The sequence below is a fragment of the Arthrobacter tumbae genome (assembly GCF_016907495.1).
GTDB lineage: Bacteria > Actinomycetota > Actinomycetes > Actinomycetales > Micrococcaceae > Arthrobacter_D > Arthrobacter_D tumbae.
This window is the reverse complement of the sequence record NZ_JAFBCC010000001.1, coordinates 2,399,704-2,417,642: the sequence shown is the minus strand read 5'-3', so window position 1 is coordinate 2,417,642 and position 17,939 is coordinate 2,399,704. Positions and strand designations below refer to the sequence as shown.

General features: G+C 64.2%; 17 protein-coding genes. 6 read left to right on the top strand and 11 right to left on the bottom strand.

All coding sequences use genetic code 11. From position 1 onward, the window contains the following. Positions 1-22 precede the first annotated feature (22 nt). Both JOD47_RS11620 and JOD47_RS11615 read left to right on the top strand, forming a co-directional pair. On the top strand, positions 23-538 hold the full coding sequence (locus JOD47_RS11620) for a MarR family winged helix-turn-helix transcriptional regulator (protein WP_204534463.1): 516 nt from the start codon (positions 23-25) through the stop codon (positions 536-538). 482 nt (positions 539-1,020) lie between these two features. Beyond that, positions 1,021-2,355, top strand: coding sequence for a DUF2254 domain-containing protein (locus JOD47_RS11615; protein ID WP_204534461.1), 1,335 nt, complete (start codon positions 1,021-1,023; stop codon positions 2,353-2,355). A gap of 47 nt (positions 2,356-2,402) precedes the next feature. Here JOD47_RS11615 and JOD47_RS11610 read toward each other — a convergent pair whose 3' ends face one another. Beyond that, positions 2,403-2,861 (bottom strand): DUF3817 domain-containing protein, encoded by a 459-nt coding sequence (locus tag JOD47_RS11610; protein WP_204534459.1) that lies wholly within the window; start codon positions 2,859-2,861, stop codon positions 2,403-2,405. A gap of 37 nt (positions 2,862-2,898) precedes the next feature. Further along, positions 2,899-3,825 carry an EamA family transporter gene (locus JOD47_RS17785; protein ID WP_204534457.1) on the bottom strand — a complete coding sequence of 309 codons (927 nt, stop codon included), beginning with the start codon at positions 3,823-3,825 and terminating at the stop codon, positions 2,899-2,901. Positions 3,826-3,871: 46 nt separating this feature from the next. Between JOD47_RS17785 and JOD47_RS11600 the strand changes: the two genes are divergently transcribed. Continuing rightward, positions 3,872-4,360, top strand: coding sequence for a MarR family winged helix-turn-helix transcriptional regulator (locus tag JOD47_RS11600; RefSeq protein ID WP_204534456.1), 489 nt, complete (start codon positions 3,872-3,874; stop codon positions 4,358-4,360). On the opposite strand, the gene JOD47_RS11595 is transcribed toward JOD47_RS11600, so the two are convergent. Continuing rightward, positions 4,357-4,884: a DUF488 domain-containing protein gene (locus tag JOD47_RS11595; RefSeq protein ID WP_204534454.1), complete on the bottom strand. Its 528-nt coding sequence runs from the start codon at positions 4,882-4,884 to the stop codon at positions 4,357-4,359. The genes JOD47_RS11600 and JOD47_RS11595 overlap by 4 nt on opposite strands. 38 nt (positions 4,885-4,922) lie before the next feature. Between JOD47_RS11595 and JOD47_RS11590 the strand changes: the two genes are divergently transcribed. Continuing rightward, on the top strand, positions 4,923-8,171 hold the full coding sequence (locus tag JOD47_RS11590; RefSeq protein ID WP_204534452.1) for a DEAD/DEAH box helicase: 3,249 nt from the start codon (positions 4,923-4,925) through the stop codon (positions 8,169-8,171). A gap of 41 nt (positions 8,172-8,212) precedes the next feature. On the opposite strand, the gene JOD47_RS11585 is transcribed toward JOD47_RS11590, so the two are convergent. Beyond that, a complete protein-coding gene (locus tag JOD47_RS11585) occupies positions 8,213-10,828 on the bottom strand; it encodes an excinuclease ABC subunit UvrA (RefSeq protein WP_239548516.1) in 2,616 nt (871 codons plus the stop codon). 142 nt (positions 10,829-10,970) lie between these two features. Here JOD47_RS11585 and JOD47_RS11580 point away from each other — a divergent pair, with 142 nt between their 5' ends. Next, positions 10,971-11,273: a DUF4193 domain-containing protein gene (locus JOD47_RS11580; protein WP_204534448.1), complete on the top strand. Its 303-nt coding sequence runs from the start codon at positions 10,971-10,973 to the stop codon at positions 11,271-11,273. An 80-nt stretch (positions 11,274-11,353) separates the two neighbouring features. On the opposite strand, the gene JOD47_RS11575 is transcribed toward JOD47_RS11580, so the two are convergent. The 7 genes from JOD47_RS11575 to JOD47_RS11545 form a co-directional block, all read right to left on the bottom strand. Then, the gene (locus JOD47_RS11575) at positions 11,354-12,802 is read right to left on the bottom strand and encodes an ABC transporter ATP-binding protein (RefSeq protein WP_204534446.1); all 1,449 of its coding nucleotides are present in this window, start codon (positions 12,800-12,802) and stop codon (positions 11,354-11,356) included. Further along, positions 12,799-13,554, bottom strand: coding sequence for an energy-coupling factor transporter transmembrane component T (locus JOD47_RS11570; RefSeq protein ID WP_204534444.1), 756 nt, complete (start codon positions 13,552-13,554; stop codon positions 12,799-12,801). The genes JOD47_RS11575 and JOD47_RS11570 overlap by 4 nt, the downstream gene beginning before the upstream one ends. Before the next feature lie 3 nt (positions 13,555-13,557). Then, entirely contained in the window at positions 13,558-14,415 is an 858-nt protein-coding gene (locus JOD47_RS11565; RefSeq protein ID WP_239548083.1) for an ECF transporter S component, read from the bottom strand. 186 nt (positions 14,416-14,601) lie between these two features. After that, the gene (locus JOD47_RS11560; protein ID WP_204534443.1) at positions 14,602-15,663 is read right to left on the bottom strand and encodes a nucleoside hydrolase; all 1,062 of its coding nucleotides are present in this window, start codon (positions 15,661-15,663) and stop codon (positions 14,602-14,604) included. Positions 15,664-15,757: 94 nt separating this feature from the next. Next, positions 15,758-16,015, bottom strand: a complete 258-nt coding sequence (locus tag JOD47_RS11555) for a YegP family protein (RefSeq protein WP_204534441.1) — start codon at positions 16,013-16,015, stop codon at positions 15,758-15,760. A gap of 63 nt (positions 16,016-16,078) precedes the next feature. Then, positions 16,079-16,372, bottom strand: coding sequence for a DUF503 domain-containing protein (locus JOD47_RS11550; protein ID WP_204534439.1), 294 nt, complete (start codon positions 16,370-16,372; stop codon positions 16,079-16,081). Positions 16,373-16,378: 6 nt separating this feature from the next. Next, positions 16,379-17,137 carry an SDR family NAD(P)-dependent oxidoreductase gene (locus JOD47_RS11545; RefSeq protein ID WP_204534437.1) on the bottom strand — a complete coding sequence of 253 codons (759 nt, stop codon included), beginning with the start codon at positions 17,135-17,137 and terminating at the stop codon, positions 16,379-16,381. 150 nt (positions 17,138-17,287) lie between these two features. Between JOD47_RS11545 and JOD47_RS11540 the strand changes: the two genes are divergently transcribed. Continuing rightward, positions 17,288-17,746, top strand: coding sequence for a DUF4383 domain-containing protein (locus tag JOD47_RS11540; RefSeq protein ID WP_204534435.1), 459 nt, complete (start codon positions 17,288-17,290; stop codon positions 17,744-17,746). Positions 17,747-17,939 lie beyond the last annotated feature (193 nt).

Genomic DNA, 17,939 nt, shown 5'->3' with positions numbered 1-17,939 from the left:
CGACCGGAAGAGACAACACATTATGGATATCGCGCAGTGGCCAACAGACCGACTTCTCAACACCGCCGCCCGGCTCAGCGCCAATCGCGAGAATGAACGGCTGCGCCAGCTGGGAACCACCCACGCCGGGCTCCTGACTCTTCGCGTTCTCGGCAGAAAAAGCGCCATTACGCAGGTGGAGTTGGCCCGGGAACTTCGGGTTCAGGCGCAGACCACCGGCAAACTCCTCGAAAGGCTTGAGATCCGGGGCCTGATTCTGAGAACCAGGAGCGACGACGACCGTCGTGTCTTCATCGTCAGCCTCACCCGGGAGGGCGAGGCCATTCTGCAGCGGGCCAAGGCCATGGAAGACGATGAGGCACAGGCATCCTTCGGTTCGGACTCCGCACTCCGGGAAGAACTGATCGCCCACATCCGGGATCTCGGCGGGTTCCCCCGCCTCACTGCAGAACAACCGGACCAGCGTGTCGCCTCAAGCCGCTTGGCACAGGATGAATTCACTGATGAGTTCGCCGAGAAGGACCTGACGGCAGGTTAGGCGCCGACCCGGGGAGGCCAGGCGTCAGCTCGCGAGAAGTGCTTCACAGCTCTCAGTCGTGGAGTGCAGCGTCCGCGCCTCGAACAAGCTAGCGTCAAGCTCCTCGAGATCGCGTACCGCGGCAGAAATCAAGCGCTGCGCATGGTCAGGATCCCTGGAAGTCTCGCACGCCTGTTGAACATCCAGCAGCGTCCGCGCGAGCTGGGTCCGAACCCGTTCCAGATCCCGAATCCGGCGAGCCGATTCCCTCAGTTCCCCGGCAATTCCCGGCCGGCCATCGTCGGCTGAACCGCGCCGACCGTCCTCGACGATGCCCCGCCGATCATCGTTTCGGGCTGAGGGCAATGGAGTCATTGAAGATTGAAGCACTCGAGAATGATAAGCAGGCTTTCTATCCGCGTGCAAGTTTGCGTGCAAGTCCCCGCGCGCGTGACAGCAGACAGCTGACAGCTAGCAGCGCCAGGCATTGCTAGTGTTCTCAAATGGGACGCAGCAGGTCATTCCGAAAAAGCGCAACGAACCTGAGTCCGCGCATGGTCCGCGACTACGTGCGCACTCAGCTCTGGCCCGTCCCGCTGATCGCCATCGTTGCCTCCGTGGTGTTTGCACAGTGGGTCACCTGGCTCGACCACCAGCTCGACGACGACATGCCGCCCGCGCTGTCAGCCCTGCTCTTCGGTGGCGGCGCAGCAGCCGCACGTTCCCTCATGGAGGCCATCGCGGCGTCAACCGTCACCGTGACCTCCCTGACTTTCTCGCTGACGGTGGTCACGCTGCAGCTTGCCAGCAGCCAGTATTCACCACGCCTGCTGCGCACCTTTACCAGCGACAGGTTTGTCCACAATACGCTTGCACTTTTCCTCGCAACGTTCGCCTTTTCGCTGACGGTCCTGCGTACCATCCGGGATAACGACGAGGAATCCACCGGCTTTGTGCCGGAGATCGCGGTGACGCTGTCCTTCCTTCTGTCGCTGACAACGGTCATCGGACTGGTGCTGTTCCTCGGCCACCTCTCCCGCCAACTTCGTGTCGAACGGATGTTGGAGGATGTTCACGACGACTTTACGGCCACAATCGGCGGTGTCACAGGAGGCTCCAAAACACCACACATCGAACTGGACGCACCGGCCGGAGCGCTGGATCTTCCTGCCGGATCATCCGGCTTCCTCGTGCAGGTCAATGAAGAGGCGTTGCTTCAGGTTGCCGAGCAGTTCGATGCAGTGATCGTCCTCAGGCGCCCACCGGGAGACTTCCTCGTCGAAGGTGTGCCCTATGCGCATGCAACACAACGGGACGGCGGCCACTGGACCAGCGATGTTGCGGAACAACTCCGGCAGGCGGTCGAGGATTCGACCACCATCGGATTCGAACGCAACTCGGTCCAGGACATCGGGTTCCCCGTGCAGCAGATCCTTGACGTCGCCGTCCGCGCCATCTCCCCCAGCGTCAATGACCCAACGACCTGCGTGCACGCTCTGGGACATCTCTCGGCAGGTCTGTCCTCGCTCGCCAGGGAAGACCAGGGACACCGGATGATGACCGACAGCCAGGGCACCCTGCGGGTTACCATCCGCCGACGGACTTTCGCCATGCTGCTTGAGCTGGTCGTTTCCCAGGTCTGCACCTACGGCATGGATGATCCGCGCGTTGCTCGCCGCCTGGTCGACCTGATCGCGGAGACCGAGCACAACGACTCAGGCCGGCATGGCGAGGTTTCTCGCCAACAGCGGCAGCGGATTGCGCGCGCTCTCTCCGGCAGCCAGCTCGACCCGGTGGATCAGCAGGAACTCCTTGAGAGATGCGCGGCGGGCATGTGATCGGGTAAAGCGCGAAATCAGGTAAAACCGCCAGCGCACAAACCAGCTCAGCCCACAGGAACGGGCGGACCGGCGATCAGGAGGGCAGCGAAGACCACGCTGACGCCGACGATCCCAACCAGCGCGGCGGTGAGCGGGTTGCGCAGCACCCACGCCTGAAGGTTTTCAACTGCACCGGACGGGGAGTCTTGTCCAGCCGCCAGGCGCCATCCGCCGTCGAGCTTTCCCCGGCGCTCAAGCTGCCAGTCAAAAAGAACAGTCGCAAACGGAATGATCCCGGCGAGCAGGCCCAGCGCCCCGGTGCCCTTGCTCCACCGCTGGTTGACCCAGACAAAGGTGGTGCTCACCAGGTACGTGAGAAAGACGAAACCGTGCAGTGCACCGCCCACCGAAACCAGCACCTCGGTAGTCTCAGTGACGTACTTCAGATACATGCCGGCCAGAAGCAGTGCCCAGGTGATCGCCTCCGCAACGGCGACACTACGGAAGAGGGTACGAGGGGTCATGGGTGTCTCCTGGTCAAACGGGTGCGGTCCAACAAATCTAGCGCAGCGGCGTCGGGATACGGATTTCAGGCGACTCACCAACGGCAGGCACAGCGACCGCCGGCTGCCTACCGGACCGCCTGCGCACAGTGACCGCCAGGATGGAACCGAGAACCAGCAACCCACCGACTCCCTGCAAAAGCGCTAGCTGCTCCCCCATCACCAGCCACCCCAGGAGCGCGGCGACCACCGGGCTGAGCAGTCCGAGGAAGGATGGCGCCGTGACGGGCAGCCGCTGAATTCCGCGGAACCACAACACGTACGCCACGGCTGTTCCGACGAGCGAGAGATACAGGTAACCACTGACGTTGCCCGCCGACAGCTCCGGCGGCACACCCTCGACAATGAACATCAGCGGGACCAGCAGGAGCCCGCCTGCCACCAGCTGCCAGGCGGTCATGGTGAGCGGCTTTTCAGCCTTGCCCCACTTCTTCGCAAGCACGACGCCGGTAGCCATGGACACTGCGCCGCCAAGCGCGGCGAGCACGCCCACCGTGTCGAGGCGCGCCTGCGACGATAGGACCAGAAGCGCGACGCCGGCCGCACCGGTGATACCGGCAAACACCACTTTCAGCGACAGCCGGTCCTTGAGGACCCACGTTGCGAGCCCTGCCACGATGAGCGGCTGCACCGCACCTACCGTCGCGGCCACACCGCCGGGCAACCGGTACGCCGCCACGAAGAGCAGCGCGAAGAAGACCCCGATATTGAGCCCACCGAGTACTAGAGCCTTCCACCACCAGGAGCCGCGGGGAAGCCGCCGCACCACCAGGAGCAGCAGCAGACCCGCCGGGAGTGCCCGGAGCACCGCGGCGGTCAGCGGCAGCCCCGGCGGCAGCAGGGTCACGGTCACCAGATAGGTGCTGCCCCAGACCATGGGAGCGAGCGCGGTAACGAGGAGGGTCCGACCGGTTTTGCTAAGCACTTAGCAATAGTAGCTAAGTGCTTAGCGAATTGTCTAGACTGAATTCATGAGTGACCACGTGGACGGGATTGTGCAGCAGTGGCATCGCGAGCGGCCGCATCTCGACGTCTCCCCCATGCATGTCATGGGCCGGCTTTCCCGGGTAGCACAGCAGGTGGAACGCCGGCTTGAGGAGAACTTCGTGCGTCACGGACTCGATTCCGGGTCCTTCGACGTGCTCGCCACGCTGCGCCGGAACGGATCCCCCTATACGCTCAGCCCGAAGGACCTTGCCGCGAGCGCCATGATCACCTCGAGCGCCGTCGCTCAGCGCCTGAACAGGCTCGAGGACCGCGGACTGATCACCCGGGTGAAGAGCAGCGTCGACGGACGGGGAACCGAGGTGACGCTGACGCAACAGGGCAGGGACCTGGTGGATGCCACCCTCCCCACCCATTTGGCCACCGAAGAGGAACTACTCGCCGGCCTCTCCCCGGCCGAACGCCACGCGCTTGCAGACCTGCTCAGGAAGTTCGGAACCGGACTGACCGGTTAGTCCGGCACATCCCAGTACACCGCGCCGTCGGACTTGCGTGCGCCAGCGGAGGGCTCATGCAGCGTCAACCGGCCATCAGGCATGAGGTGTCGCACCTCAAAGCCATGCAGCAGCACCAGCACGTCCGCAACAATGCGCCGATGGCAGCGCCACCAGACGCTCTCGCTGCACATGATCGCAGTGGAGCGCTGTGCCGCGACGGTCCGCAGCTCCGCGAGTGCTGCCTCAAATTCAGGGGTCCGCGTGTACGCGGCATATGCGCGAAACTGCGCCACCCGCCACCAGGTGTCCGTCTCCGGCTCCCCGGCAGCACCACGGCGGCGCCCGCCCAGATCCTCGAACCACCGGTAACCGATGCCCATCGACGGCAACCAATCCTCGAGCGCTTCCTTGCGCGTATCGAGGTTGCGGCGGCTCCCCGGAAACCGCCGCACATCCGCGAGGGTCTGCACCTCCGCTCCCTGAAGCAGCGCCCCGAACTGTTCCCGGTCCGCTGTTCCGTGCCCCACAGTGAGTAGCCGCATGGCACCAGTCTGTCAGGGGCACATGAGAGCATAAATTCATGCCCGACACCCTGTATCCCATGATCGATGTCGCAGACATCATCCGCATGGTCGGTGGCGCCGCGTTCCAGCGCGGGCAGGGGTACGCCAAGGAATCCCTCGTGCAGGGGCTGACCTTCGAACAGGACTCCACAGTGGTCCACGCACGCGTCATGGGAAGCTCGCCTTCGCCGTACCGCACGCAGCTGTATCTGGCGCAGAAGGGTGACGGCCGGTACCACCTCCGCGACAGCGTGTGCTCCTGTCCGGTGGGATTGGACTGCAAGCACGTTGCCGCCGTAGCGCTTCGGTCCAACATGGAGAACCTCCGCGCCAATCAGGAGCTGACGGCGCCGTCGTCGTCGGTTCGCCCGGCAGGGTGGCAGGAATCCCTGTCCGGTCTCCTCTCAACCCACCAGAACGACGACGGCGCGCTGGCCACCATCCAGCCCACCGTTCTGGGCCTGCAGTTCGAACTGCGCCCCACCACGGTGTCCAAGTGGGAGAAGCGGCGTACCTACCGGGGTTTCAAGCTCGGCGTCCGCCCGGTGATCCGGAATGCCAAGGGAAACTGGGTGAAGAACAACCTCGCCTGGGGAAACATCAGTTACCAGACGTACGGCCTGAAGCTGGATCCCGATCAGCACCGCTGGTTTGCCCAGTTTCCGGCGCTGCACCGCGGGACCGGCGTCACGTACTTCGGCAACAACGATTCCTGGCTGTACCTGGATGACTTCAGCAACCCCCTCCTGTGGCAGCTGCTGCAGGAGGCGCAGCGGTTGGGGATCGCCTTCGTCGGTTCAAAGAAGAGCGTCACGGTCCAGCTCGCTTCCGAAGCGGTGCTGCTCCTCGACGCGACCACCACGGACAACGCCATCCAGCTCTGCCCGGCCATCAATATCGACGGCGAGAATCACGCGCCGGAATCAGCGCACGTCATTGCCAATCACGGCGTCTACACGGCTTCCGAGGGCGGCGTCATCACCCTGGCGCCCACCACGCGCAAGCTCACCGACCACAATCGGGAACTCCTCGAGCGCACCAAACCGGTTCGCATTCCGGAGAGCGAGAAGCAGGAGTTCCTGTCGGGTTTCTATCCACGGCTCATCCAGTCCATCGACGTGGTCAGCAGCGACGGCTCGGTCATCTTCCCGGAAATCATCCCGCCAGTCCTCGTCCTTACCGCCGCCTACAGCGAGGATGAGCTGCAGCTTTCCTGGGACTGGGCTTACCAGAGCGGGGATACAGAGTCCCGCAAACCCTTGAAAGACAAGGACGACGACGGCGGCTACCGTGACCCTGCAAGCGAATCGGCCGCGCTCGTGGCGGCACGGGACGCCCTCGGTGGGCGCATGGTGAAGGACCGGATTTTCACGGGGATGGAGGTGGTGGACTTCACCGAGACAGTTCTGCCCCGACTGGAGCGGCTGGACTCCGTTCGCGTGGACATCATGGGAAGCAAGCCGACGTTCGAGGAACTCACGGACACCCCGCAGCTTCTCATCACCACCGTGGATACCGAGGACCGCGACTGGTTTGATCTGGGCGTCCTGGTCACCGTTCAGGGCCGGAAGATTCCGTTTGACCACATCTTCACCGCCCTCGCAAAGGGCAGCAACCGGATCAAGCTGGTGGACAACAGCTACCTGTCCCTGAACCAGCCCATCTTCGACCAGCTCCGCGAACTCATCGATGAGGCGCGCATGCTCAACGAGTGGGAGACCGGGCTGCGGATCAGCCGCTACCAGGCTGGCCTGTGGGCTGAATTCGAGGACCTCGCTGAGGAAACGGAACAGGCGCAGTCGTGGCGTGCAGCGGTCAATGGCTTGCTCGAGCTGACTGAGGTGGCACAGACGCCGCTCCCCGAGGGATTGCACGCGACCCTGCGCCCCTACCAGGTGGACGGTTTCAACTGGCTCGCCTTCCTATGGTCACACGGACTGGGAGGCGTGCTGGCGGATGACATGGGTCTCGGCAAGACCCTCCAGACGCTGGCGTTGCTGGTTCATGCAAAGGATCAGGGCGAGAAGCGGCCCTTCCTCGTTGTGGCGCCCACATCGGTGGTGCCGAACTGGATTGCGGAAGCGCAGCGCTTCGCGCCCGGGCTCACGGTGCGCGGTATCGCTGACACGCAGGCCAAGAGCGGAACGCCGGTGTCCGAGCAGGTGGAGGGCGCCGACGTCGTCATCACCTCCTATGCGCTGTTCCGGCTGGACAATGACGCCTACGGGAAGCAGGAGTGGGCCGGCCTCATCCTGGATGAGGCGCAGTTCGTGAAGAATCATGCGGCCAAGGTGCACCGCTGCGCCAAGGAACTCGCTGCGCCCTTCAAGCTCGCCATCACGGGCACTCCCATGGAGAACAACCTGATGGAGTTGTGGGCGATGTTCAACATCACCGCTCCGGGGTTGTTCCCGTCGTCGCGTGCTTTCACGGAGGAGTACCGCACGCCGATCGAGAAGCAGGGCAGTACGGAGCGTCTGCAGCGGCTGCGGCGCCGGATCCGGCCGCTGATGATGCGGCGCACCAAGGAGGCTGTCGCGTCGGACCTGCCGCCCAAGCAGGAGCAGGTGCTCGCGGTGGAACTGCATCCGCGGCACCGGAAGATCTACCAGACGCACCTGCAGCGGGAGCGGCAAAAGCTGCTCGGCCTGATCGAGGACCTTGACCGGAACCGGATGATCGTGTTCCGCTCGCTCACCCTGCTGCGGATGCTCAGTCTCGATGCCTCACTGGTGGAACCGGAGTATGAGGGTGTGCCGTCGGCGAAGCTGGACGTCCTGTTCGAGCAGTTGGAGGACGTCCTCGCGGAAGGGCACCGCGCCCTGGTGTTCAGCCAGTTCACGTCCTACCTCAAACTCGCGGCCGCGCGCCTGGAAGCCCAGGGAGTCGAGTTCGCGTACCTCGACGGGTCCACCCGGAAACGCGGCGAGGTCATCGACTCCTTCAAGAACGGCACCGCACCGGTGTTCCTCATCAGCCTCAAGGCCGGCGGCTTCGGGTTGAACCTGACCGAGGCGGACTACTGCTTCCTGCTGGATCCGTGGTGGAACCCGGCCAGCGAGGCCCAGGCGGTGGACCGGACGCACCGCATCGGGCAGACGAAGAACGTGATGGTTTACCGGATGGTCTCCACGGACACCATCGAGGAGAAGGTCATGAAACTGAAGGAGCAGAAGGCCAAGCTGTTCAGTTCGGTCATGGATGATGACGCAGTCTTCAGTTCAGCGCTGACGGCGGATGACATCAGGGAACTGCTGGCCGGGTAAGGGCTGGGCTAGATGAGGGCTCGCCCTGAACGGGTCGCCCTTCACCGGACGTTTCCGCCGACCCGGAGGGCGGCGGCGCCGACCCGGAGGGCCGCAGAGAGATAGGGTGCGGTCCGGCTCTCCTGTGATGCCGCCACCGCAGCCGGAGTGCCGACGGCAGTGATCTTTCCGCCCCCGTCGCCGCCGGCGGGCCCGAGATCGATCACCCAGTCAGCGGACGCGACAACGTCCATGGTGTGCTCGACCAGAATCACTGTATTGCCGGCGTCGACCAGTCCGTGCAGTTGCGCCATCAACAGGCGGACGTCCGCGGGGTGCAATCCGGTGGTCGGCTCATCCAGCAGATAAAGCGTGTGACCGCGCTGGGCACGCTGCATTTCGGTCGCCAACTTGATGCGCTGGGCCTCTCCCCCGGACAGCTCGGTGGCGGGTTGGCCCAGCCGAAGGTAACCCAATCCCACCTCCAGCAGGGTTGTGAGGCTACGGGCCGCCGAGGGTATGTCGGCCAGAAATTCTGCGGCAGCGGTGACCGTCATCCCCAGAACCTCGGCGACGTTCCGGCCACGGTAGGTGACCTCGAGGGTTTCGGGGTTGAACCGGGAGCCGTCGCACTCAGGGCACGGCCCATAACTGCCGGGCAGGAACAACAGCTCCACTGCCACGAACCCTTCCCCCTGGCAGACCTCGCACCGGCCGCCGGCCACGTTGAAGGAAAACCGTCCGGCGCCGTAGCCTCGGGACCGAGCCTCGTCGGTGGCTGCGAATTCCTTCCGCACGGCGTCGAAGAGCCCGGTGTAGGTTGCGAGGTTGGAACGCGGAGTCCTGCCGATCGGCTTTTGATCGACCTTGACCAGCCGGTCAAGGTGGTTTTGCCCTCCGGGTGACTCGACTGTCAGCGACCCTGTGTCTGCGGCATCCAGGCCGTTTTCACCCGTGTCCGAGTCGCCCGTGTCCGGGGCGTCCGGTCCCCTGACCTGCTGGTGCAGCCGATCGCTCATGAGCTCGGCGAGCACCTGGCTGACCAGAGTCGACTTGCCTGAGCCGGATACACCGGTGACCGCCGTCAACACTCCGAGTGGGAAGTCCACATCGAGGTTGCGCAGGTTGTGCCGGGTGATGGCTCTCAACTCAAGCCGGCCGGTGGCTTCCCTGGCTGCATCAGAAGGCGTCGCTGTGCTGTCTTGATGGCCGGCAGGTTCAGCGCTGCCGTCCGCCCCGGCTGATTGCGCGGGAAAGAGGAACGGTCTGGTCACCGACGCGGCAACTTCGCGGAGCCCTGCGACCGGTCCACTGTAGATCACCTCACCGCCGCCCTCTCCGGCGTGCGGTCCCACGTCCACCACCCAGTCAGCGCGACGCACCACGTCCATGTTGTGCTCCACGACGAACACTGAGTTGCCGGAGGCCCTGAGCTGGTCCAGCACCGTCAGGAGGGGTTCGGCGTCCGCAGGGTGCAGCCCCGCCGAGGGCTCGTCGAGCACGTAGATCACCCCGAACAGTCCGGACCGAAGTTGGGTGGCGATCCGGAGTCTCTGCATCTCGCCCGGGGAAAGCGTAGGAGTGGATCGGCCGAGTGCAAGGTAGCCCAGCCCCAGATCCAGCAGGACGGTGACCCGCTGCAGCAAATCCCTGGTCAGGGCGACCGCCACCTCGTTGCTTTCGCCTGAGGACCGCCTGCGCGAGGCCGTTCCGGCTGATGTGAGCTCCGCGGTGGGACGGATGATGTCGGCCAGTTCGCTCAACGGAACTGCGTTGAGGTCGGCGATGGTCTGTCCGGCAAACGTCACGGCGAGGGCATCGGGCCTGAGGCCGCTGCCGCCGCAACGCGGGCACGGCCCGGTGTGCATGAATTGCAGCACCCGGTTTCGCATGGCGGTGCTCTGCGAATCGGCCAAGGTATGCAGGACGTAGCTGCGGGCACTCCAGAACTTTCCCCTGTACGGCTTTGCTACGCGGTCCCGCTCCGGTGTCACTTCGACCACGGGCTGCTCTTCCGTGAAAAGGATCCAGTCACGGTCCTTCTTCGGCAGCTTCCGCCAGGGCGTTTCGACGTCGTAGCCGAGATGGGTGACGATATCGCGCAGATTCTTGCCCTGCCAGGCACCCGGCCAGGCAGCAATGGCTCCGTCGCGGATGCTGAGCGAGGGATCCGGCACCAGCGAATCCTCGGTGACGGTGTGCGCGATGCCCAGACCATGACATTCAGGGCAGGCACCTGGAGCGGTGTTCGCAGAGAACGCGTCCGAATCAAGTTGCCCTGCGCCGTCCGGGTAGCTGCCGGCCCGGGAAAAGAGCATACGCAGGGAGTTGGACAGCGTCGTCACTGTGCCGACGGAGGAGCGGCTGCTCTGTGCGCCGCGTCGCTGCTGAAGCGCCACCGCGGGAGGCAGACCTGTGATTTGCTCAACTTTGGGGTTGTGGCCCTGCTGAATGAGCCGGCGCGCATACGGCGCCACCGATTCAAAGTAACGTCTCTGGGCTTCGGCGTATATAGTACCGAAGGCCAGGGAAGACTTGCCCGAGCCGGACACCCCGGTGAAAGCCACGATCGCATCGCGGGGAACGTCCACATCCACGTTGCGCAGGTTGTTTTCGCGGGCGCCGCGCACCCGGACGAAGCCATCCGTGGGATGGGTAGGGTCCGGCGTCGGCAGCATCTGGTCGGGAATTTTGGAGGCGTGCTGTTCATGTTGCATTGCTCCGACCCTATCGCCGGATCGCGGGAACAAAGGCGCCCAATCCTGTGTTGCAAGATTGCTCTAGTAGAAACCGTTAACGCCAGAAAGAAGAACATCTAAAGTGGCAACCGATTACGACGAAGTCCGTTCAGACGTCAAGGAATCCCAGGATCGCTCCCTGGAGGCACTGCAAGCCGCAAACGCCCCGGATGCAAGGAGGGTCGTCACTGAGCTGGACGAATCCGATGTCCTTGATGAGGGGCATACGCCCGGAGGAGAAATAGTCTCCGAAGAGCTGACCGTCCAGGTGGTTCCCCAGGGCGAGGACGAGTTCACGTGCTATTCCTGTTTCCTGGTCCGGCATCGCTCTCAGAAAGCGCGGGAAAGCAACGGGCATGCCTACTGTGTCGAGTGCGAAGGCTAGCAAGCTGAGCGCTGAGTTTGGGGCTGCGTGCCCTCGACCACGCCCGCGTGGGGTGATGCGGACGGGTTGAACGGGTTGGGTCACCCAACACGAGCTCCAGCATTGAGCCTGATTGCACGGGAACAGACCGCTTCTGCAAAAGTCTCGTCGTGCGTCGCCATGACCAGAGTCCCGCCGCCCGCCGCATGGCGCCGGATCAGCCTCCCCAGAAGCTCCCGTCCGCGCAGGTCCAACCCAACCGTCGGTTCATCGAGCACCCAAATGCGCGGACCAGTTGCCATCAGCGACGCCAAGGCCAGAAGTCGCCGATCCCGAAAACACAGGTCATATGGATGGGCGTCCACCAAGTCCGACATCCCGACCTCGCCCAGCGCCTGCAGCGCAAGGCGCGCCGCTTCCTTCGTTGAGTAACCTGCAGCCCGCGGCCCGTAGGAGGCCTCCCGCAGCACCGTCAGCTCGAAAAGCTGCTGGTCGCTGTCTTGGAAGAGGAAGCCGACAGTTGCGGCCAGAGCCCCGGTTGAGTGTCCGCGAATGTCCCGCCCCTCCACGTGCACCGCACCGGCAGTCGGCCGCAGCAGCCCGTTGAAGTGCTGAAGAAGCGTCGACTTCCCGGCGCCGTTCGGGCCAAGCACAGCGACGGCTTCACCGCGCCCGATGACGAGGTCCGCTATCGACAGGACCGGATCATCGCCGTAGCCGAACGTCAGGTCGCGGAGCTGGATGACCGGCGCTTCGTCCGTCACAGTAAACCCGCTTCTCGGTTCAGCATCCGGAGCCGCACCTTCAAGGCCCACCCCGTACCGCCGCAGATCCTCGCCACCCTCAGCGCGCAGACCCTCAACCACAGTCCCGTCAGCCAGCACAATCACCCGGCTCCGGGAGTCGAGATCGCACGGCAGCATCGGCTCGAACTGCAGGATGGCCGTACCTTCCCGCATCAACTCGTTCAGCAGCACGTCAATCTCCCCGCGACCGACGGCGTCCAGCCCCTTGAACGGCTCGTCGAGCACCAGCAGCCCGGGATTGCCGACGACGGCGGCCGCGATACACACGCGCTGAAGCTCGCCGCCGGACAACCGCCGGGGATCCCTCTCGATCAGCTCGCTCAATCCCACCCTGGCGGCAGTGCCAATCACCAGCTCACGCATCCGCTCGGTGGGGACACCGCGGTTGGCCAGCCCAAAGGCGATCTCCTCCGCAACGGTCTCACAGACCATCGACAACTGCCCGTGCGCACGCTGCCCGACATACCCCACCTGCGCAGCCCACGCCGCAGGGTCGATGCGCGGATCGGACCCGGAACCCTCGAACACCAGGCGCTCACCGGCCACCGAAAGTGATCCGACGAACCGGTGTCCCCGACCGGCGTCAAAGTGCCCCGCAACCACGCCCGCCAAAGTGCTCTTCCCGGAACCGGAGGCTCCGACAACCAGCGTCCGCTCCCCCGCGCCAAGGGTGAGAGAAACATCAGCCAGCACCGCGCCGTCGTCGTCGTCGTACGCGAAGCTACGCAGATCAAGGGAGATCACGCAGGCCTCCCCACGTACCACCAGGCAGTGAAGACCACGACGGCGGCACTCATTCCCCAGCGCACAGTCCGCTGGGCAGCGGTGTCGGTGTCCGCACGGTAACTGGTGCGTAGCGCCGTGCCGGCGAAGCCGCGGGCAACAAGTGTGCGGGAACGGTCTGCGGCATCGATCAACAACCCCGCGATGAGCGGCCGCCCGACCATCACGAGCGCCCTCAGCTTCGACAGCGGGTTGCCTGTGACAACGAGACCGCGTGCCTGCTGGGCCCTGGTGATCTGAGTTGCCCGGTCGGACACGTGTGGCGCCAGCCCGACAGCTGCGCCGAGCACGAACACGAGCTTTCGGTTCCAGCGGCGATGGGTGAGGGTGGCCAACAGTTCTGAGACGTCCATACAGAGCGCCGCTGTGAGGAGCAGCCCCGTGAACGCCGCGACCCGGGCGCCCATGGACAGCGCGAAATGCAGCCCCTCCGCGGTGACGGCGGCTATGCCCAGCTTGAGCAGAACTGTGTTCCCCTCGGGATAAAACAGCCCGTGCAGGAGCAGTAGAAAGACGAGCATCGGCCCTACCAGCACCCCGAACACGACGACGATGCGCTGTGCCCGCCCGGAGGTCGCCGCCGCAGGAAGCACGACACACAGGAGCACGGCGAGCGAGAAGCGCCAGTCATTGATGACCAGCACCAGCACAACCAGCAACGCGGCGACGGCCAGCTCAGTGAGCGGGTTGAAGATCCGGCGGCGGAACCGCACTTCTTACTTCCTTCCGGCAGTGCTCTCGTCCGGAACATCCACGCCGCCGGATGACGCAGTCGAGGAAGGCTTTCCCAGCAGCACCCGGTGACGCCGTACGAACCCGAACGCGTTCCGGGTACGACGCGGCAGCGCGTACACAATCAGCGCAACCACCGTGAAGACGAGAAGCTTGTCGATGGTGTCGGATGTCAGCCCCTGCTTGGTCGCGGCGACAAGCAACGTGTCACCCATCGCACGGAAGGCGGCCACAAGGGCGTTCGTGCCCATCGTGCCGGCCGCACCGAACATGAACGCAGCAACGGGAGCAGCCAACAAACCGCCGACGACGCCGGTCAGCAAGCCCGCGATCGGCACCAGATAGAGGCGGCGGAACATACCCCAGCGCGCGGCCAGGCCTGCCAGCAGGCCAATGGCCGCGGATCCCGCCGCGAACGGTAGCGCGAAGGGATTGAACAGACCCCAGATCGCGTTGCTCAGCACGCCGGTCGCTGCACCCGCCGCAGGTCCCGCAAGGACAGCGACCAGCACCGTGCCGAGTGCATCAAGGTAGATCGGCAGCCCGAGACTTCCCGCGAGTTGCCCGAACGAGATGTTGAGCGCGATACCCAGGGGCATCAGCACCACGGCCTGCGTGCTCAGCCCGGGCAGAATGCCGGCCACCAGGAGCGCGCCGCCCCCGAGGAAACCCAGGAGGGTGATGAGACCTGCGGGTGATCCCGTTCCGCCGGCAATCTCAGCGGGCTGCACCAGAACCAAATACAGGTAGGTCGCGGCAATGACTGCGGCGCCGGTGATGAGAAATATCCGGCGCGACGACGGCGCGGCGGTGTGGGCGGGCAGCGTCAGGGAAGAATTCATGGCGGTCCTTACGCAGGGAGGAACATTGACTCAAGGAGCGCACCTCATGTCACCTCGGCGCAGGCCTGCGGGATCCGCCGGCAGCTTCCCAGTGTACCGGGATCGGCGCAGAGGATCCTTTTGTAGCGGTGCTTTCACTGCAGGCAATGCATGCAATGAAAGCACTGCATGCACGTTCTGACAGGACTAACCCTGCCCGGGAACTCCGGACGTTCCAGGCACCTTCCGTGCCAGCGTGGCTATCCGCTCGATCATCAGCTCGAAGACCTCGTCAGGATGGTTGCCGCTCACCACCAGCGCGTTCGGCGGGAGCTTCCGGAACCCGGCGAAGTCGCCCACTGTCTGGGCGAAGGTCAGCGCAGACTCGGTCTCGACGTCGACATGCGCCTCCCGCGCGGTATAGCGTGCCTCACCGGTTGCGACCATCGCCGCGAAGAGGTCGTGAAGGTGGGCGATGTAGCCCTGGTTGTAGAGCCGGTGGAACTCCATGTAGAAGTGCAGGGCATCGGAAAGGAACGCGATCACCGGATTGGTCGAGGTGCTCCGCAACCCGTCGGCGTCGTCGGTGGACAGCAGCTCAGACTGCACACCGGCGGCTGCAGACAGCCGCTCAACGTGTTCGGGCCGGCACTCGATCCGCTCGGTGGTTTCAAGCGCGCAGATGATGGGCAGCTTCTCCGCCGGCACTCCCTCGTACGCCGCATAGACCTCGCGGGCGGCATGAGGGTCGACGTGGGTGTTCCATTCAGCCACCGGCGTGGTGTTGCCCTGGTAGTTGAACGAACCTCCCATGATCACCAGCCCCTTGAGCAAGTGCGGCAGGTTCGGTTCCTGGCGGATAGCCAGCGCCAGGTTGGTGAGAGGTCCCGTCACGAGTCCCGTGATTTCGCCCGGGTTCGCCCGCGCAGCCTCCACCCACAGGTCAACGCCCGTCCTGCTGGACACCGCTTGCCTGGCCGGCGGCAGCACCGCATAGCCAAGGCCCTGGTCTCCGTGGGTCTCCTCCGTGGTGACCAGGGGGATGTCCAGCGGGATTTCCCGCCCCGTAGCAACCTCGATGCCGGAGACGCCGGCCAGTTCCAACAACGCCAGGGTGTTCGCGGCAACCTGCTGCGCGGACACATTGCCGGCGGTGCAGGTAATTCCTTCGATGTGAACATCAGGCACGCCCAGCAGATAAAGGAGGGCGACGGCGTCGTCAATTCCGGTGTCAACGTCGAGGAGAAGCCGGACGGGTTGGGCAGTCATCCGTTCACGGTAGCAAGCAGGCCACTACCGCCGTGGGCACGGAAACGCCGCCCTGGGCATTTAGCCCAGGCATTTACAGGCGGTCAGCCAACGTTCAGGCCGAAAGGCGAGGCTTCGCTGCGCCATGAATGGATTGCTCCCTGGCAGCGTGACCGTGGGAAGTCTGGTTCTTGCGGGTGTGGTCCATGACAGGACCGGTACCGGCAATCTCACGGATGACGTCAATGCCCTCAATGGCAGCCTGTTTGGTGGGGAAGTACGCGGAAACGGCAATCAGCGTGCCGTCACCGGCCATGAGTTTGAGCCGGTACCCGTGATCATGGGCGTCAACCAGCTTGAAATATCCGGACACGCTCTTACCTCCTCGTAAGTACGCCTCAACGTTCCCATAGTAGTAAGCGCGCTGACCAACACGTTAGTCATCACTGGTTACAATTCGGCGTCGAGCACTTAAGAGTTCAAGTTCCGGCCGCGCAGCGACGAACCGCTCAACCTCATCGAGCACCTCAACAGCGTGCTTGCGCTCCCCCGACACCAGCCCCACGCCGACAGTTGCGCGGCGGTGGAGGTCCTGCGCACCGACCTCGGCCACTGACACCTCGAAACGCCGCCGCACCTCTGCCACAAGAGGCCGCACCAGCGATCGCTTTCCCTTCAGGGAATGCACGTCCCCCAGCAGGAGGTCGAACTCAATGAATCCCACCCACATGGCCTCTCACCTTCCTCGCGCTGCGAGCCTGGCAACCAACGACAACGGCGCGTTCCTTGCAATGAAGGCAAGCACCTTGTAGCGCAGGCTGGGAATGGACACCGCCTTACCGGCGGCAAGATCCTTCAGTGCAGCGCTGACGACGTCCCCCGCGTTGAGCCACATCCAGCGTGGAACGGAACCCTTGTCCATGCCCATGCGCTGATGGAATTCGGTGTGGACAAAGCCGGGACACAACGCCATCACGGTCACTCCGCGGGACGTGTAGGCGAAGTTCGCCCAGGTGCTGAAGTTGATCATGGCTGCCTTCAGTGCGCCGTAGGTCCCGCGCGGAGTGAACCCGGCAACGCTGGCTACGTTTACGATGTGCCCGGAACCACGGGCCAGCATGCCCTGCAGCGCAGCATGACTGAGGGCGAGCGGGACGGTGAGATGAATCGCCGCGTGGTTCAGCTCATCCTCGAGCGGGTTGGCCTCGAAAGATTTGGGCAGGCCGTAGCCCGCGTTGTTGACCAGGGTAGAAACCGGCTCTGCGCTGTCCCGCAGCCTGTCGAGAACGCGACGGACGCCGTCGTCGTCGTGCAGATCTGCAGCCAGCACCTCCACTGCCACGTTGAAACGGGAGCGGAGTGCAGCGGCTTTTTCCTCCAACCGGGCTGAGTCCCGGGCGACCAGGACAAGCCCGTTCCCACGCTGAGCAAGCTGCTCCGCGAACTCCGCGCCAAGACCTGCAGTTGCGCCGGTGATCAGTGCCCAGTTGGCCATCATTTTCCCTTATCAGGTGGGTGTTTCAGCAGTAAAATGAGAATGCTGGTTGGGCGCGGTTTGCGCTCCTCCGACAGCGGTGCAAGCGGTGCGCCTCTCCTGACGCTTCGCGGCACAGCGAAGAGTCATATTCACACATTAGGAGGGGTGATGACTACCGCATCACACCACGCGCATGATTTCCATGTGACGCGCGATCACGTTCGCAGCGCCTCGATGGGGATGGGAGTAGTTTTCCTGCTCGTGGGGATTCTCGGGTTCATCCCGGGCATCACCACACAATACGGTTCCATGGCGTTTGCAGCCGGTTCCGAAGCCATGCTTCTGGGCGCGTTCCAGGTATCCATGCTCCTCAACCTGGTGTACCTGGCGATGGGTGCTGCCGGAGTCTGGATGAGCCGCGGAGTTCTGTCAGCTCGAAACTTCCTGATCGGAAGCGGTGCGGTCCTGCTGGTCATGTGGCTCTACGGATTGATTGTCGGCACCTCAGCGGCCAACATTCTTTCCACGAACGCATCCACTAACTGGCTCAACCTGATCCTCGGCGTCGTCGCCGTCGGACTGGGCGTCGCGTATGCCATGCGGCACCGTGGGAGCCGCGCCATCTAGCGATCCACATGCCGAGAAGCACGCCCCGCCCGGAAGCCCGGCGGGACGTGCTTTTGCACGACTGGAATGTTTATGGGAACTGATGCTTTCCGAAGGTTCACGCGCCTAGACTGACGGCGAGGCCTCCTGCTGACGGACGGGTCGGCCATGGCCTTGCGGAAGGGACGTTCGATGACGAACGCCCACCAACTCG

Excerpts from the sequence above, each read along its gene's own strand:
- JOD47_RS11620 (WP_204534463.1), top strand. The coding sequence starts at position 23 with ATGGATATCGCGCAGTGGCCAACAGACCGACTTCTCAACACCGCCGCC.
- JOD47_RS11615 (WP_204534461.1), top strand. The coding sequence starts at position 1,021 with ATGGGACGCAGCAGGTCATTCCGAAAAAGCGCAACGAACCTGAGTCCG.
- JOD47_RS11610 (WP_204534459.1), bottom strand. The coding sequence starts at position 2,861 with ATGACCCCTCGTACCCTCTTCCGTAGTGTCGCCGTTGCGGAGGCGATC.
- JOD47_RS11600 (WP_204534456.1), top strand. The coding sequence starts at position 3,872 with ATGAGTGACCACGTGGACGGGATTGTGCAGCAGTGGCATCGCGAGCGG.
- JOD47_RS11595 (WP_204534454.1), bottom strand. The coding sequence starts at position 4,884 with ATGCGGCTACTCACTGTGGGGCACGGAACAGCGGACCGGGAACAGTTC.
- JOD47_RS11590 (WP_204534452.1), top strand. The coding sequence starts at position 4,923 with ATGCCCGACACCCTGTATCCCATGATCGATGTCGCAGACATCATCCGC.
- JOD47_RS11585 (WP_239548516.1), bottom strand. The coding sequence starts at position 10,828 with ATGCTGCCGACGCCGGACCCTACCCATCCCACGGATGGCTTCGTCCGG.
- JOD47_RS11565 (WP_239548083.1), bottom strand. The coding sequence starts at position 14,415 with ATGAATTCTTCCCTGACGCTGCCCGCCCACACCGCCGCGCCGTCGTCG.
- JOD47_RS11560 (WP_204534443.1), bottom strand. The coding sequence starts at position 15,663 with ATGACTGCCCAACCCGTCCGGCTTCTCCTCGACGTTGACACCGGAATT.
- JOD47_RS11550 (WP_204534439.1), bottom strand. The coding sequence starts at position 16,372 with ATGTGGGTGGGATTCATTGAGTTCGACCTCCTGCTGGGGGACGTGCAT.
- JOD47_RS11545 (WP_204534437.1), bottom strand. The coding sequence starts at position 17,137 with ATGGCCAACTGGGCACTGATCACCGGCGCAACTGCAGGTCTTGGCGCG.
- JOD47_RS11540 (WP_204534435.1), top strand. The coding sequence starts at position 17,288 with ATGACTACCGCATCACACCACGCGCATGATTTCCATGTGACGCGCGAT.